Genomic DNA, 16205 nt, shown 5'->3' on the forward strand with positions numbered 1-16205 from the left:
ACCATTAGTCTCATAGTTTTAAACACCCGGTTTGGCATCATCAAACTTTATAGATTACGTTAAGATCTGCTCGCGCTCCGGCCGTGGAGGTGGCGGCTCTGCACATTTGCACCGCGATAAGAAAACCGCAAAAGGTGGTCCCGATGGCGGCGACGGTGGCAGAGGCGGACACATTATCCTGCGCGGCAACTCGCAACTCTGGACTCTGCTGCACCTGCAGTTCCGGAAACATGTGATTGCCGAGAACGGACTTAACGGCGGCCCCGACCACTCTTCCGGTGCGCAGGGACATGATGAAGTGCTGGAGGTACCCTTGGGTACTATTGCCAGAGATGCTGAAACAGGCGAGGTTAAGTGCGAGATTACGCAGCATGGCCAGGAAATCATTCTGACACCCGGAGGCCGCGGAGGCCTGGGCAACGCACACTTTAAATCACCTACAAACCAGACACCCCGCTACGCACAGCCCGGCGAACCCGGCATAGAGGAATGGGTGGTGCTGGAACTGAAGTTGCTGGCCGATGTTGGCCTGGTTGGTTTCCCGAACGCAGGCAAATCTACACTGCTTTCGGTGGTTTCTGCTGCCAAGCCTAAAATCGCCAACTACGCTTTTACAACCTTGGCACCTAACCTGGGCGTGGTGGCTTACCGCGACTACAAATCCTTTGTGATGGCCGATATTCCGGGTATTATTGAGGGTGCCTCAGAGGGTAAGGGTTTAGGACTTCGCTTTTTGCGGCACATAGAACGTAACTCCATGCTGCTCTTTATGGTTGCCTGCGATAGCCCGGATATAGCCGAAGAATACCATGTGCTGCTAACGGAGCTGGAGAAATACAACCCTGAACTGCTCGATAAAAAGCGAATTCTGGCCATTACTAAAACCGATATGATTGATGAGGAGCTGGAAGAGGAGATAAGACAAACGCTGCCGGATGGTTTGCCTACGGTGTTTATCTCCAGTGTAACTCAGAAAAATATAGGGCAGCTCAAAGATCTGATCTGGCAAGCGCTGAACAGCTAAGGAAAGGCAGGCGCCAAAGCTACTTCGTTCTCCGAACATGTAGAGCAGTGGTACCTAAAGCAACAGAAAATAACAGTCGGTAGAGAGTTTTATAGCTCTCTACCGATTTTTTTGTAGGTAAGGCTCCACCTTTTTACCAGAAGTTAAATTTCAGAAGAACACCGCTGAACCTAATTTCACTTTAGAACATTTAGTAGATCAGGGGTAGCAGGCAGGACAGAAGCATAGCAGCAGCTTTAGCGTTACTAATCTTGCCATTACACATATTCTTCACAACGAATAAAATAAAGTCACCCGATTATACCAATTATGTGCCACTATGTCACGGGGGCAGGTTTGGCAAGTTAATTGAAAAGGAGATGGTGACTTATCAACTTAACTATTTAAGGCATTATGTCAGAGAATAAAAACAGGAACGAGCAGCATAACGACGAATTAGAGGATACAACTGCCAATCTGGAAGAAAATGGTCAGGAGCAGGCAGAGGCAGATGAGCAGTCTGACCTGTCAGGTGCAACAGAAAACAATGATACTACTGCCATAGAGCTGGCAGAAATGAAAGATAAATACATCCGCCTGATGGCTGAGTTTGAAAATTTCAGACGCAGAACAGCCAAAGAGCGCATAGATCTGTCTAAAACTGCTACTCAGGATCTGATGGGCAACCTGCTACCAGTGCTCGACGATATGGAGCGTGCGAAGCAGGCTTTAGTAGAAGCACATGATGTAGATTCTGCTTTGCAGGGGCTGGACCTTGTTTTCCATAAACTAGAGCATGTAGTACAGCAAAAAGGGCTGAAAGTAATCGAAATAAGTGCGGGTGATGACTTTAACAGCGACTTCCATGAGGCTGTTACACAAATTCCGGCTCCTTCAGATGATCTTAAAGGTAAGATAGTAGATGTTATTGAGAAGGGATACACTTTAAACGAAAAAGTGATCCGTTTTGCGAAAGTAATTATAGGAGCTTAAGTAATGGCTAAGAGAGATTATTACGAGATTTTGGGGGTAAGCAAGGGTGCTACGCAGGAAGAGATAAAGAAAGCTTACCGCAAAATCGCTATCAAGTTTCACCCCGACAAGAACCCGGACGACCCTACTGCCGAAGACAAGTTTAAGGAAGCAGCAGAGGCCTATGAGGTGCTAAGCAACGAGCAGAAGCGCCAGCGCTACGACCAGTTCGGGCACCAGGGCATGAACGGCGGCTTTGGCGGCGGCGGTGGCATGAACATGGAAGATATCTTCTCCCAGTTCGGCGACATCTTCGGTGGCGGGGGCGGCAGCCCTTTTGAGAGCTTCTTTAGCGGTGGCAGACAAGGTGGTGGCCGACGTACCCGTAAAGGCTCTAACCTGCGCATTAAGCTTAAACTAAACCTCGAAGAAATTGCTAACGGGGTTGAGAAAAAGATAAAAGTAAAACGCCATGTAGCCTGCGGCACCTGTGGCGGCAACGGCGCCAAAAACGGCACCGACATGCAAACCTGTAACTCCTGCCAGGGGTCCGGGCAGGTGCGCAAGGTGGTAAATACCATGCTGGGCCAAATGGTATCGACAGCCACATGTCCTACCTGTAACGGCGAAGGCCGCATTGTAACCAAAAACTGCGACGTGTGCCACGGCAGCGGCAGAGAACTGCAGGAAGAGGTAATTACTATAAATGTGCCAGCCGGTGTAATGGATGGCATGCAGCTCTCTATGAGCGGCAAAGGCAATGTGCCGGAACGCGGAGGTGTGCCAGGCGACCTGCTGATTCAGATTGAAGAAGAGGTGCATCCGGCTCTGAAACGAGATGGCAATAACGTTATCTTCGACCAGTATATTAGCTTTGTAGATGCTGCCCTCGGCGCCGATATTGAAGTGCCGACCATTACAGGCAAAGTAAAAGTAAATATTAAGCCAGGCACACAAAGCGGCGAAATATTCAGGCTGCGTGGCAAAGGCATTAAAGACATAAACGGCTACGGTAAAGGCGACCAGCTGATTCACATCAACGTCTGGACACCTAAATCGTTAAGCAGCGACGAACGTGCCGCCTTAGAGCGTCTGCGCGATTCGAACAACTTTACGCCACACCCGGGCAAAAACGACAAAGGATTTTTCGAGAAAGTGAAAGATTACTTTCAGTAAAATCCTTAAATAACAACTGCCACAGTAGCACCAGAAGCCTGCCTTTTATTTAAAGGACAGGCTTTTTTGGTTAAAATAGCTTTCGGCATGTTGGGGCTATATTAAGACCCTTGACCTAAAAATGCTGAAAAACCTTCAGAAGGGGTTTTTTATTAGAATAATTTAAGCTGTTAGCTCCAGTAATGTATATGTTTCGGTGGCTGGAACTTTCTTTATTAACAACCGGATGAAGCGGTTGCGAAAAGTGTTGGAGCCAAAGCAAAATGCATCTTCGTTAGCAGATGATCATCTGATAATTTCAATAGCATATCGATGTAAACAGCTTTCCGCACCTCTATATTATCTGCTATCTAAATTGAGGAAGGTATTGCTGCATGAGTAGAATAAAACTATTTTTACCTAAACTAACATGTAGCACATTGAGCATCCTGAAAATTGATGGCGTTTCTAAGCGCTACGCCAATCATACCGCCCTCAACAATGTCAGTTTCGTTATTCCGACTGGCTGTATCTTTGGTTTGCTGGGGCCAAACGGTGCCGGTAAAACATCTCTTATCCGCATTATTACCCAAATTACCGGAGCCGATACCGGCGAAATCTTATTTAAAGGAAATCGCTTGAAGCCCGATCATATTAGGGAAATGGGGTATCTGCCGGAAGAACGTGGCCTTTATAAGAAGATGAAGGTAGGAGAGCAGCTGCTGTACCTGGCGCAGCTCAAGGGCCTGACCAAAGCAGATGCCACCGAACGGATTAAAGGCTGGATAGATCGCCTCGAAATACGCGACTGGGTAGGCAAAAACATAGAAGACCTCTCGAAAGGAATGCAGCAAAAGGTGCAGTTCATTGCTACGGTGCTGCACGAGCCAGCGCTTATTATTCTCGATGAGCCCTTCTCTGGCTTCGACCCGATAAATGCCAACCTCATAAAAGACGAGATTCTGCGGTTGCGCGAAAGAGGAGCTTCCATTATTTTCTCGACACACCGGATGGAGTCGGTGGAGGAACTTTGTGACAATATTGCGCTCATTAACCGGGCACAGAAAGTACTCGATGGTTCTGTAAAAGAAATAAAAGAAGCCTATAAAACCGATACGTTTCAGGTAATCGGCAATGGCAAACTCATGATTCTGAACCCCGATTTTCAGGTGCTGGAGCAGCACGAGAACCATGGCGTGTTCAGAGCATCTATTAAACTCCTGAACGGCACGCAACCAAACGACCTGCTCCGTTACCTGATCGAGCGGGTAGAGGTACACTCTTTTATTGAGCTGGTACCGAGCATAAACGACATCTTCATCAGAAAAGTAAAAGAAACACACCATGCATAAAATCTGGTTGATAATTCAGCGGGAGTACTTAACGCGTGTCCGGAAGAAGAGCTTCATCATCATGACTTTTCTGACACCGCTTTTATTGGCAGCTTTTATGGTGGTTCCTGCCTGGCTGGCAACTGTTTCTGATAGTTCCGATGTGGTGATGGTGCTTGACGAAAGTGGTTTGTTTGCCGATAAGCTGGAGACGAAGAAAGACCTGCAGTTTATTCCGATACAAGGCGACCTGGAGAGTGCCAAGGAGCTTTACCGCGAAACCGGTAACACGGCGCTGCTCTACATCCCAAAGATGGATATTAACGATCCGCAGGGTTTTAAAGTCTACTCTAAGAAGAACACCAACATACAAACCAAGGCGCGCCTGGAAAATATGCTGGAGAAGGAGATTGAAAACCAGCGTTTTATCGCGTCTGGCATAGACCGGGAGCAGCTGAATAAAATGAAAGCCAACATCTCGATTACCACCGTTAACCTCAGCGACGAAGGCGAACGCGACAACAACGCCTGGGTTACCTCTGGGGCAGGCATTGTGGCAGCGGTTATTATTTACTTCTTCATATTTATGTACGGCGTGCAGATTATGCGGGGCGTAATAGAAGAAAAGACGAACCGGATTGTGGAAGTAATTATTTCGTCGGTGAAGCCGTTTCAGCTGATGATGGGCAAGATTGTTGGTATTGCTGCTGTTGGGCTTACGCAGTTCCTGCTCTGGGTAGTACTTTCGATGGTGGTGGTAACGGGAGTGCAGGCCGCTTTTGGTATTAAACCTGCGCCTACGCCAGCCGAACAGATGATGTCGGGGAGGGTTGCAGGTGAGGACTTAACTGAGGAAGAACAGGCTGTAGAAGATAACAAGACAAAAGCAGTAATGGGCACCGCGCTCAGCGCGCTCAGTAACTTAAATATTCCACTTATCCTGGGCTGTTTCCTGTTTTATTTCCTGGGAGGCTACCTGCTGTACGGCTCCCTATTCGGCGCAGTAGGCGCAGCCGTAGACAACGAAACCGATACGCAGCAGTTCATGTTCCCGATTACGATTCCGCTCGTCATCTCCTTTATTCTCTCGTACTCTGTGGTGCTGCAGAACCCCGATGGGCCGGTGGCTTTCTGGCTTTCTGTTATTCCGCTCACTTCGCCTATTATTATGATGGTGCGTGTGCCATTTGGCGTTCCGGCCTGGGAACTGCTAGTTTCTATGGGCGCTCTGATCCTGGGCTTTATCTTTACCACCTGGATTGCCGCCCGCATTTATAGAGTAGGAATCCTGATGTATGGCAAAAAAGTAAGTTATCGGGAGCTGTCGAAGTGGCTGTTTTATAGGGTGTAGCAGGAGTTGTCTCTTTTCTTCTTCCATTTTTCCTTTCCTAAGTGTAGTTTTCAACTACACCTAAATATAAAACATGCTGTTCGAAGTCTACTGCAGGTGGACTTTAAACTTACAATAAATCAGGATTAACTCTGTTCCGGGAACTTCGCTGGCGCGGGCTTGTAGCCCGTGCCGACATTGCATGGTAAATTACAAAAGCCCATCCTCTGACGGATGGGCTTTTTCTTTAACTGCTACCGGTATTGCCTAATCGAATTATTCCAATAAAGAAGCCCTCCAAAAGCTTTTGGCTACAAAAACGCTCAAGGGTAAGCTCTTAGAAAGATTTCGTAAACCAGCCTTTCCGGTAGAAGAAGTAGAGCTGCAGCAAAATAAGCAGTAGCATCAGACTGATGAGGATGGGGTAGGCGTAAGGCTGGTAGAGTTCCGGCATGCTATAGGGGTAAACCTCGCCGGTTTCGGGGTTCTCGCGTGCGAAGTTCATGCCGTAGATGCCGGCTATAAAACTGAGCGGAATAAATATGCTGGAGATAATGGTGAGTACTTTCATAATCTCGTTCATCCGGTTACTTACCGTAGACATGTACAGGTCTACAAGGCTCGATGCCATCTCTTTGTGGCTGTCAATCAGGTCGATTAGCTGAATGGTGTGGTCGTAGGCGTCGCGGAAGTATACTTTCAGGTTCTCGGGCAGAACGTCTTCCTCCATCCGTAGCAGTTCTACCAGTTTGTCGCGCTCCGGCCAGGCAATTCGGCGGAGTTTCACCAGCTCATTTTTCAGGTCAAGGATGTGTTGCAGGGTAATTTTTGAAGAAGACTTTAGTATGCTGTGCTCCAGTTCATCCACATACTTTCCTATTTCGGCAATTACCGGGAAATAGTAATCGAGCACAACATCCAGGATGGCATATACGATGTAAATAGGCGGCCGCTGCCTGATAACACCCCGCCCGGCACGTATGCGCTCCCGTAGCGGGTCCAGGCAATCGGCGTAATCGCTTTGAAGCGTAACAACGTAGTTGGCGTTCGAGAATACCGAAAGCTGCACATCTTCTACAGAGTGTTGTTCCTCAGACCAGCGCAGCATGCGGGTAATCATAAAGAGTCCGTCTTCGTACTCATCTACTTTGGGCCGCTGGTAGTCGTTTATCACGTCCTCCATCTGGAGCGGGTGTATCTTGAAATCCTTAACCAGTTGCTCCTGAATCTGCAGGTCGCCATAGCCTCTAATATCAATCCAGTGCCTGGCATCAGGCAGTTCCTTAAACCGCTTCAGCAGCTGCGCATACGTTTCGAACTCCTGTTCCTCAAACATTGCCTCGCTAAACGACATCAGGAAAAATCGTGGCACAAAAGCCTCCGTCGGTACATACAGGTGGCCAGGTTTTATACCTATTTTCCGGTCCAGGATGCTGTTGCTTCTGGAGCGCCTATATTTTTTCTTTGCCATTAACTGGATAGAATTGAACATTAGAATTTAAAAATTAGTGATGAACAACTCACATTCTGAGCAGCAGCAGCAACCCTTGGCCTTTTTTCAGCAAATTGCCTTTGGAAGGGCTTTTTCATTAGAATAATTTAGTTGTTGATTGTCGGTTGTTAATTGTTAAATGGCTTAATGGTTAAATGGTTGATTTGAATATGTAACGGCTTAACATGAAAGAAAGGGTGAAACAGGGTATAAGTGAAGAACCTTTGGATCAGGCCATATAAATAGATCAGCTTATAGCTTAAAATAGTTTGTTTCTAAAAGTTCTTCTAATTCGAATCCTGAAGTACCAAAATGCAGTTTCCTATTCACTCATTCACTCATTCACTCATTCACTCATTCAAAATTAAAACAGCTCCTGCACCTCTACGCCAGCCAGGTTCTCGACTTTAGCTTTTAGCTCCTCCTTCAGGTTTTTCCGTACTTCCAGGGTTAGCTGGCAGCTGAGTTCAAACTGCTGGTCGCGCATCTCCAGGTTATACTCCTTCACCAGGCTCATTACCTCGTTCATTTGCAGGTACTCAAAACGCAACTGTAATAAAGCTGTTTCATGTTTTTCTACGACCGTGGCGTTGGCAAGGGCCTCTGCTGTGGCTGTTTTGTAGGCGTAGATTAATCCGCTCACCCCGAGTTTAATGCCGCCAAAATACCGGATAACTACCACCAGCACGTTGCTGAGGTCAGCAGACCGGATCTGGCCCAGAATCGGGTCACCGGCCGAGTGGTTGGGTTCGCCATCATCGTTGGCCCGGTAGCGGCTTTTGTCGGCACCCAGGCAGTAGGCGTAGCAGTGGTGGCGGGCATCGTAGTACTGTTTTTTGATGCCTGCATATATTTCCTTCACTTCTTCTTCGGAATAAACCGGGTAAGCCAGCGCAATAAACTTGCTTCCTTTCTCTTTGTAAAGCCCTTCTGCCGGTGCTGCTATGGTGCGGTAAGTATCCTCCATTCCTTTCTAATCTGCCAATCTGCTAAAGCAAGTATAGCAAATTAAGCTGATTTGGGTTAATTTACAGCATAAAATAAAGAAATCGCTTTGGCTTCAGTACCCTATATCTTAAAGTTCGACCAGTTCGGGAGTGCTTCAGAAGGATTTATTACCACCACCCAATACGCCGACAGGTTGCCATTTGCCGTGCGCCGTGTTTTCTGGACCTACGACACGCCTATTGACGCGCTGCGCGGAAACCATGCCAACAAAACAACGGAAGAGGTGCTGGTGGCCGTAACCGGATCAGTAACCATAGAGGCCGAAACGAGCCGGGGCAAAAACACATTTACACTTTCTTCGCCCAACACAGGGCTTTACATACCCGCCCTTTGCTGGACACAAATTACCTTTTCGCCCGATGCCGTTGCCATTTGCCTGGCCTCCACCGACTTCGACCCACAAGATTATGTGCACAGTTACGAGGAATTTAAACAATTAACAGCCCCACGCTAAAGTCAGTTAAATGGCAGCAATTCCCTATTTTGAGTTCAGAGATTTTCCGGAGGGGGTGGCTGCGGAAGTGGAGCATGCGGTGCTGCAGGCGGTGCGAAGCAAACGCTATATACTCAGCGAGCAGGTTACTGCCTTTGAGCAGGCCTTTGCCACTACGCTTGGTGCTGCACATGCCATTGGGGTTGGCAACGGCTACGATGCGCTGGTGCTGGCCCTGAAAGCCATTGGAGCAGGCCCCGGCGATGAAGTGATAGTTCCAGCCAATACTTTTATTGCTACAGCCAATGCGGTGGTGCAGGCAGGTTGTGTACCGGTGCTGGTGGAGCCCGATCTGCAAACCTATAACTTGGCAGCTGCCGTTGCCGAACGCGCCATTACAGCCCGCACCAAAGCCATTATGCCGGTGCACCTCTACGGGCAAGCCTGCGAAATGAATGCGCTGGTAGAACTGGCAGCTAAACACCACCTGCACCTGATCGAAGATTTTGCCCAGGCACAAGGAGCTACTTTTGCCGGAAAGGCAGTAGGCACCTTCGGAACCGTGAATGCCACCAGCTTTTACCCCACCAAAAATCTGGGTGCTTTGGGAGATGGAGGTGCGGTGGTAACCAACGATGCGGCCATTGCTGCCTTTGTGCACAGCTACCATAACTATGGCGAAACCACCAAATACCGTAACGACCTGGTAGGCATAAACTCGCGCCTCGATGTGCTACAGGCGGCTGTGCTGGAAGTAAAACTTAAGTTTCTTACACAAGCAAATGCAGAGCGACAAAGGCAGGCACAGTTCTATCTTCAGGAGCTGGAGGGGGTAGGAAATGTGGTGCTGCCTTTTACCGCCCCCGGTAGCAGCCATGTGTTCCACGTGTTCAACATCAGGAGCAGCCACCGCGATGCGCTCAAGGCACATCTGCAGGAGCAGGGGATAGCTACTGCCATACATTACCCGGTTCCGGTGCACCTGCAAACCGCCTACAGCCACCTCGGCTACAAACCAGGCGACTTACCCATTGCCGAAGAACTTGCCTCCACCAGCCTCAGCCTCCCGCTCTTCCCGGGGCTACGCCAGGAGGAACAGCAGCTTGTGGTAAAGGCGGTGAAGAAGTTTTTTAGATAATAGAAGCTAGATGTTAGATACCAGACTTTTTAGTCCGGATCAACAACCAACAAACAAATTATTCTAATAGAAAACCCCTCCAAAAGCTTTTCCAGCATTTTTAGCTCAAGGGTTGAGGTTCAGTTGTGGGGTAGCCAATCAGGTAAATAACATGTTTGCCGGGTTTGTCTCCTACCTTGCCGGCTCGCCAGGTGTAATTTGGAGCATGCACCTTGTTTGCCATTTGCTGGAGCATAGCAGGCGTGTAGATGCGGAGCAACGAAACAGTACCGTCCCATATAATGCCTATCGGGATGAGCGGCACGAGGTAGGTAAAAAATAACCTGCTGAGTTTAAAAGGGCGGATAAAAGGCGTAACGAGAAGTATCAGGAAAGGAAACACCAGCCAAAGTATGATAAGCTCCAGCCAGCTTTTGCTGGCTCCCTCAAACACACCGATACCTACACGTTTATCGGCTGCATCTTGCAAAATAGCCTGCGCCTGCTCCGGCCTGAAATGATGAAACGACGAAAAAATAGTGCGGGTACCCTGTACAGAGGCAGGAACAGCGGTAGCATCTACCGGCTCAGAAATAAAATCTATCAGGCCGCCAGAGCGTTCTTTTAGATAGAGATAAGCAGCCTCATTGGGGTACAGGTCCGACAAAGTAACCTGCACCGGTACTCCCATTTGCTTGTTAAGTGCCTGGCTTATAACCTCTATGCCTCCTCCGGCTCCGGAGCAAAGATCGGTGAAGTGTTGCTGCTTTGTTTTCGTCAGAAGCTCCTGCAGCAGCGGAACAGCGGTTTCGTAGGCTCCAAGCTTCGAGATCATGAAACGCAGGAAATCCAGCATGCCTTGCCTGATAATGTGCGGAAACCAGGCCTGATCCTCCAGCTCAAAAAGATGTAATCGAAAATTCACAGCAATTCCCTTTTTTTAAGCATACTAAGCCTACCTGAAAAGGTTGTTGCTGCTGCTTTAGCTGATAATACCAGAGGGTCCTGCCGTTGCCTTAAAATCATCGCCAAGGTTGCTGAACAGTTGCCAGAAAAATTCGCCTTTATCTGCAGCAGAAGGGGCTACTTTTAAGATAGCACCATTGGTAAAATCTAACTGGAAACCGGCATCCTGACCAGAGGTTATGATGTCAGCGTTCATGGGGTATCCACCTTTCAGCAAATCTTTCAGGCGCTGGTCGCGGAGGTTGGCACCAGGCACTTTCCAATCGAAGGCAGGATCTGGCAGGCCGGCCGTTTGCCTAGGCAGGAGCACGTGCTTGTGCGATATGGCATCGCCTTTGGGCAGGTCAAGGTGCCAGGCACAGTCAAGCGCCAGCGTATAGGCACCAATATCGAGCACCAGACCCTGGCTGGTGGTGTAGTGCGTGCTGCCAAAGTGGAAATATTGTATCTTGCCGTTGCGGGTGGTGCGGGTAAGCGGCAGGCCCACGATCGGCTCAAATATTTCCTGTAGTTTCTGTTGCATAGTAGTTTAGCTGAAAAGCCTGCAAAGATAGGCACACAACAGAAACAAGCGAAGCGTTCGCTAAGTTTTAGGACCTAAAATCAGGTATATTAAGTACAAAGGGTATATTTGCATTAGATTAGAAAGAAGCGTGAACTGGAATTTTGGAGAGTAACTCTCTGTTTAATAAGGATGCTGCAAGAGCAAGAAAAAGTAAAAAAGCCAAAAAAATCGTTATACGGGTTCGCCATTAGCTTTATCTGGAAGATTTTCTTCCTGGGAGTGGCCTCTATCGTGTTCTACCTGTTCAGCGTAGAGCACAACCTGTTTTACCTGTTTGGCTCCTCACCAAGCCTCGACCGGCTGGAGAACCCCCGTAGCGACCAGGCATCAGAACTGTATACCGCCGATGGGCAACTAATCGGGAAGTACTTCCGGGAGAACCGTAGCCCGGTGTCTTATGACCAAGTGTCGCCGGTGCTGGTAAAGGCGCTTATCGCAACCGAAGACGTGCGCTTTTACCAGCATTCCGGCATCGACCCTTCTGCCATTGCCTCCATTCTGTATGGCACACTGCTAGGCGGCGACAGTCGCGGTGGCAGTACTATTTCGCAACAGCTGGCCAAGAACCTCTACAAAACCAGAGCCGACGACTCTAAAGGTGCGCTAGGCCATATCCCGGGAGCCAATATTCTCATCTCTAAAACCAAAGAATGGATAACGGCCATTAAACTGGAACAGCGCTATACCAAAGAAGAAATACTGGCCATGTACCTGAACACGGTTGATTTTGGCTCGAACTCGTTTGGCATAAAGGTAGCATCCAAAACCTTTTTCAATACCTCACCCGATAGCCTGAAGCCGGAGCAGGCAGCGGTGCTGGTCGGCCTGCTCAAGGCACCCACCTCATACAGCCCACGGTTTAATCCTGCTAATTCGAAGCGCCGCCGCAATACTGTGCTGGCACAAATGGCTAAGTACAACTTCCTGTCTAAGGCAGAAGCCGATTCGCTTAGCACGCTTCCACTTACGCTGCAGTACAAGGTCGAGAACCACTATGACGGACCTGCCACTTATTTTCGTGGGGCTGTGGCCGATTACCTGAAAGAGTGGTGCACCCAAAACGGCTACGACCTGTACCGTGATGGCCTGAAAGTGTACACTACCATAGATTCACGGATGCAGCAGCATGCCGAAAATGCCATTGAAAAACAGATGCGGGTGTTACAGCGTCGCTTCGACAGCCATTGGAAAGACAAAAACCCCTGGGTAGATGAAAAGAACCGCGAAATACCTGGTTTTATAGAATCTACGATCAAGCGCACAGCTTATTACAAGCGCCTGAAAGAGAAGCACGGAAACGACACAGAAGCCATAAACCGCGAACTGAACACACCCCGCGACATGATGGTGTTTACCTGGGATAATCCGCAACTGGAGAAAAAGGTAACTATGTCGCCGCTCGACTCGCTCCGGTACTACAAGCGCTTTTTGCATGGTGGCATGATGACCATGGACCCGTTTAGTGGCGAGATAAAAGCATGGGTAGGCGGCATTAACTTCAAGTACTTCAAGTATGACCACGTAAAGCAGGCACGCCGGCAGCCGGGTTCTACCTTTAAGCCATTTGTGTATGTAGCCGCCATCGACAATGGTTACTCGCCCTGCGATAAAATTGTGGACAAGCGCATAACCATTAATTATGTAGAGAACGGCGAGAAAAAAGACTGGTCGCCCACCAATGCCGATTGGGTATACACAGGGGCGCCTATGACACTGCGCCGTGCCATGGGTAAATCAGTGAACTCGGTTACTGCCCAACTCACAGAGCTTGTAGGTTGGGAAACAGTGGTGAAATATGCCAAACGGCTCGGCATCAGCAGTCCGTTACAGGCAGTGCCTTCTATTGGTTTAGGCCCAAGCGATGTGTCGGTATACGAAATGGTGGGGGCTTACAGCACTTTCCCGAATCAAGGATTCTATACAACACCGCGCTTTATTACCCGCATCGAAGACCGCAATGGGAACCTGATTCACCAGTTCGTGCCCAAACAGAAAAAAGTACTTAGCGAAGAAACTGCCTTTCTGATGATGCACATGCTCAAAGGCGGCATGGAAGAACCAGGTGGTACCTCGCAGGCACTCTGGGAGTATGACCTCTGGAAAGGAAACGAAATAGGAGGCAAAACCGGTACCACCTCCAACCACTCCGATGGCTGGTTTATGGGCGTAACCAAAGACCTGGTAACTGGCGTGTGGGTGGGCGCAGAAGACAGAAGCATCCACTTCCGGACCTCCGCACTTGGCGAAGGCTCTAAAACGGCCTTACCAGTATTCGGCCTGTATATGGAGCAGATTTACAAAGATACGGCGCTTGGCTACACAAGAGGCCGTTTCCCGTCTCCCACCGTTAAGATCAGCAAAAAGTATAACTGCACCACCGTACTGCCAAAAGCGGCTCCAGACTCCACAGCCATAGATCTGGAACTTGAAATTCTGAACATGGGCGATAACATTTAACCTGCTTTTACTTTAGCCTTAAGATTTTTCGACAAGCCTGATTATTCGAATGAAAAAGGCCTTCAGAAGGTTCCGGCTCTATTTTGTGCCAAGGGTGTGTTGTAAATACTGTTTCTATATTTTATTGTTCTTCTTTAGAAAAAAACGATTTAAGAGCCTCCGGGAGCTGGCTATACTCAAACGTGAAACCGGTCTGCAGTACTTTGTTCGCACTAACACGCTGACCGCCTAAAATTACGCCACTCATTTCGCCCAGCAACAGGTTTAAGGCAAAGGCCGGCACTTTAGGCAGCACCAGCGGGCGGTGCATAACCTGCGCCAGTTGCTTTGTAAACTCTGAATTCGTAACTGGATGTGGGGCAACAGCATTGTAAACGCCCTCAAACTGTGTGTCTTCTATGGCCTTTATGTAGAGGCGGCAGGCATCGTCGATATGGATCCAGGACATATATTGTTTTCCTGAACCAAGTGGTGCTCCGGCCATCATCTTCACGGGGCGGGCCAGTTGGGGCAGTGCGCCGCCTTTGGTGCTTAGCACAATACCTGTCCTGAAAATAACGGTGCGTAAGCCCAAGTCCCTGATTTCCCAGGTTGCACCTTCCCAGGCTTTACAAACCTCTGCCAGAAAATCGTCGGCATACATGCTTTCTTCCGACATCAGCTGATCGCCGGAGTCGCCGTAAATGCCAATGCCAGAAGCCGCTATAAAGCCTTTTACGTGGTGGTCGGTTTTTTGGAGGCAGCTGTAGAGCAGGTGAGTGCTGTTTACGCGGCTGTTCAGGATTTCTTTCTTATGCTCTTCCGTCCACTTTTCATCGGTAATGCCAGCCCCGGATAGGTGCACAATATAATCGGCCCAGGTAATGGCGTTATCATCTATGTGAGGGTGCTTTATGTCCCACTTAAAAGTTTTGTAATTCGAGAACTTGTCGGGGTTCCTGCTGAGGTGAGCCACTTCATAGCCCAAATCGATCAGCATCTCTGATAAGCGGGAGCCAACCAGACCTGATCCGCCTGTAATAAGTATCTTACATGGCATAGTTTATAGTTTTATTAGAAGCATATCTTGTTTTGCCTATACGTATACCGGCTACAAAACAGTTGAAACTGCATTGTGTTCAATTGCATCAAGTATGTCTTCTGGTAGAGGTAGGGGAGTAGTGGTGTAGCTTATTTCTGGCGTATGTGGCTCAAAAACTCGTTACGGTACTGGTTCTCTTCAAAAAGCCCGGAATACTCGGCTGTTATGGTGCTGCTGCTCACGTCGTTAACGCCACGGCTCATTACGCAGAGGTGGTCTGCTTCAATGAGTACAGCTACGTTATCGGTTTTGAGCGCCTGCTTCAGCTCGTTGGCAATTTGCATGGTCATGCGCTCCTGCACCTGTGGCCGCCGTGCATAAAACTGTACAATCCTGTTCAGCTTCGACAGGCCAATTACGTGCTCGTTTGGCATGTAGGCAACATGTGCTTTGCCAATAATCGGTACAAAATGATGCTCGCAAGAGGAATAGACGGTAATGTCGCGCTCCACCAGCATCTGGTTGTAGTTATATTTATTCTCGAACCGTCGGATCAGGGGTTTATTGGCAGGGTTAATGCCGCTAAAAATTTCCTCCACATACATTTTAGCAACGCGCAACGGGGTTCCTTTCAGGCTGTCGTCGGTGAGGTCGAGGCCAAGGGTATGCATTATCTTCTCGAAGTGTGCCGCAATAATGGCTATCTTTTCTCCGTCGGGCAAATCAAAGGCATCGGGGCGTAAGGGCGTTTCGAGTGAACCCATTAAATGATCCTCCATCGCTTCCAAATCGTGCTCCTTGTCCTGCTTATCCATTATATTCAACAAAGTTTCGTTCAGTTTCATAAAGCAATACAGCTACTTCTAAGTCTTCCCTGATGTTAGGCCGCAGAATGTCATAAATAACCTTGGCAATATTCTCTGCCGTAGGGTTCAGGTGACGGAACTCAGCAGTGTCCAGGTTCAAATTTTTATGGTCGAATCGGTCCAGAATCTCCGCTTTCAGCAGGTCGCTCAGTTTCTTCAGATCATATACATAACCTGTTTCGGGGTCTACGGTGCCTGTTAGCTTTACCGTAAGCTCATAGTTATGCCCGTGGTAATTCGGATTACTGCACTTCCCGAAAAGAGCTTCATTTTCTTCATCGGTCCAGGCTTGGTTGTAGAGCCTGTGGGCGGCGTTAAAATGTTCTTTTCGGCAAATGGTTAGTTTCATAATCTGGTAAACATAACCGGTTAGGTTTATGTTCGACGAAGCACAAAAAACATTAGAAATAGCTGTTGCTACAAGAGTACAAAGGTAGTGTTGCCAGCCTGAACCGCAAACCAAATGAGGCCTAAATTAAATAATTCATT

15 protein-coding genes are annotated in these 16205 nt (G+C 48.5%); 8 read left to right on the top strand and 7 right to left on the bottom strand.

Features of this window, described 5'->3' with window-relative positions; translation table 11 throughout:
• Positions 1 to 31: 31 nt before the first annotated feature.
• The 5 genes from obgE (at position 32) to FVR03_RS09750 (ending at position 5812) form a co-directional block, all read left to right on the top strand.
• Entirely contained in the window at positions 32 to 1024 is a 993-nt protein-coding gene (gene obgE, locus FVR03_RS09730; RefSeq protein ID WP_147921555.1) for a GTPase ObgE, read from the top strand.
• 393 nt (positions 1025 to 1417) lie between these two features.
• Positions 1418 to 1996 (top strand): nucleotide exchange factor GrpE, encoded by a 579-nt coding sequence (locus FVR03_RS09735; RefSeq protein ID WP_147921556.1) that lies wholly within the window; start codon positions 1418 to 1420, stop codon positions 1994 to 1996.
• A gap of 3 nt (positions 1997 to 1999) precedes the next feature.
• Positions 2000 to 3151, top strand: a complete 1152-nt coding sequence (dnaJ, locus tag FVR03_RS09740; RefSeq protein ID WP_147921557.1) for a molecular chaperone DnaJ — start codon at positions 2000 to 2002, stop codon at positions 3149 to 3151.
• Positions 3152 to 3570: 419 nt separating this feature from the next.
• A complete protein-coding gene (locus FVR03_RS09745; RefSeq protein ID WP_147921558.1) occupies positions 3571 to 4482 on the top strand; it encodes an ABC transporter ATP-binding protein in 912 nt (303 codons plus the stop codon).
• Positions 4475 to 5812, top strand: a complete 1338-nt coding sequence (locus tag FVR03_RS09750; RefSeq protein WP_147921559.1) for an ABC transporter permease — start codon at positions 4475 to 4477, stop codon at positions 5810 to 5812. Before FVR03_RS09745 ends, FVR03_RS09750 begins: the two co-directional genes overlap by 8 nt.
• Positions 5813 to 6128: 316 nt before the next feature.
• Here FVR03_RS09750 and corA read toward each other — a convergent pair whose 3' ends face one another.
• Together corA and FVR03_RS09760 are read right to left on the bottom strand one after the other, a co-directional pair.
• Positions 6129 to 7262, bottom strand: a complete 1134-nt coding sequence (gene corA / locus FVR03_RS09755; RefSeq protein ID WP_147921560.1) for a magnesium/cobalt transporter CorA — start codon at positions 7260 to 7262, stop codon at positions 6129 to 6131.
• Between the two features lie 385 nt (positions 7263 to 7647).
• Positions 7648 to 8250 (bottom strand): IMPACT family protein, encoded by a 603-nt coding sequence (locus FVR03_RS09760; protein ID WP_147921561.1) that lies wholly within the window; start codon positions 8248 to 8250, stop codon positions 7648 to 7650.
• 87 nt (positions 8251 to 8337) lie between these two features.
• Between FVR03_RS09760 and FVR03_RS09765 the strand changes: the two genes are divergently transcribed.
• Together FVR03_RS09765 and FVR03_RS09770 are read left to right on the top strand one after the other, a co-directional pair.
• On the top strand, positions 8338 to 8745 hold the full coding sequence (locus FVR03_RS09765) for a sugar 3,4-ketoisomerase (RefSeq protein ID WP_147921562.1): 408 nt from the start codon (positions 8338 to 8340) through the stop codon (positions 8743 to 8745).
• Positions 8746 to 8755: 10 nt separating this feature from the next.
• Complete coding sequence (locus tag FVR03_RS09770; RefSeq protein WP_147921563.1) at positions 8756 to 9862, top strand: DegT/DnrJ/EryC1/StrS family aminotransferase; 1107 nt, start codon at positions 8756 to 8758, stop codon at positions 9860 to 9862.
• A gap of 100 nt (positions 9863 to 9962) precedes the next feature.
• Here FVR03_RS09770 and FVR03_RS09775 read toward each other — a convergent pair whose 3' ends face one another.
• Together FVR03_RS09775 and FVR03_RS09780 are read right to left on the bottom strand one after the other, a co-directional pair.
• On the bottom strand, positions 9963 to 10766 hold the full coding sequence (locus FVR03_RS09775) for a class I SAM-dependent methyltransferase (protein WP_147921564.1): 804 nt from the start codon (positions 10764 to 10766) through the stop codon (positions 9963 to 9965).
• Positions 10767 to 10823: 57 nt separating this feature from the next.
• Positions 10824 to 11330 (bottom strand): hypothetical protein, encoded by a 507-nt coding sequence (locus FVR03_RS09780; protein WP_147921565.1) that lies wholly within the window; start codon positions 11328 to 11330, stop codon positions 10824 to 10826.
• Positions 11331 to 11501: 171 nt separating this feature from the next.
• Between FVR03_RS09780 and FVR03_RS09785 the strand changes: the two genes are divergently transcribed.
• Positions 11502 to 13829, top strand: coding sequence for a penicillin-binding protein 1A (locus tag FVR03_RS09785; RefSeq protein WP_255474152.1), 2328 nt, complete (start codon positions 11502 to 11504; stop codon positions 13827 to 13829).
• Positions 13830 to 13950: 121 nt separating this feature from the next.
• Here the strand turns inward: FVR03_RS09785 and FVR03_RS09790 are convergent, their stop codons facing one another.
• The 3 genes from FVR03_RS09790 to FVR03_RS09800 all read right to left on the bottom strand — a co-directional run bounded on the left by FVR03_RS09790 (position 13951) and on the right by FVR03_RS09800 (position 16065).
• On the bottom strand, positions 13951 to 14868 hold the full coding sequence (locus FVR03_RS09790) for a TIGR01777 family oxidoreductase (RefSeq protein WP_147921567.1): 918 nt from the start codon (positions 14866 to 14868) through the stop codon (positions 13951 to 13953).
• Between the two features lie 131 nt (positions 14869 to 14999).
• Positions 15000 to 15695 carry a GTP cyclohydrolase I FolE gene (gene folE, locus FVR03_RS09795; protein ID WP_439651042.1) on the bottom strand — a complete coding sequence of 232 codons (696 nt, stop codon included), beginning with the start codon at positions 15693 to 15695 and terminating at the stop codon, positions 15000 to 15002.
• Positions 15658 to 16065, bottom strand: a complete 408-nt coding sequence (locus FVR03_RS09800) for a 6-pyruvoyl trahydropterin synthase family protein (RefSeq protein WP_147921569.1) — start codon at positions 16063 to 16065, stop codon at positions 15658 to 15660. The genes folE and FVR03_RS09800 overlap by 38 nt, the downstream gene beginning before the upstream one ends.
• Positions 16066 to 16205 lie beyond the last annotated feature (140 nt).

It is taken from the genome of Pontibacter qinzhouensis, assembly GCF_008017455.1.
Taxonomy (GTDB): Bacteria; Bacteroidota; Bacteroidia; order Cytophagales; family Hymenobacteraceae; genus Pontibacter; species Pontibacter qinzhouensis.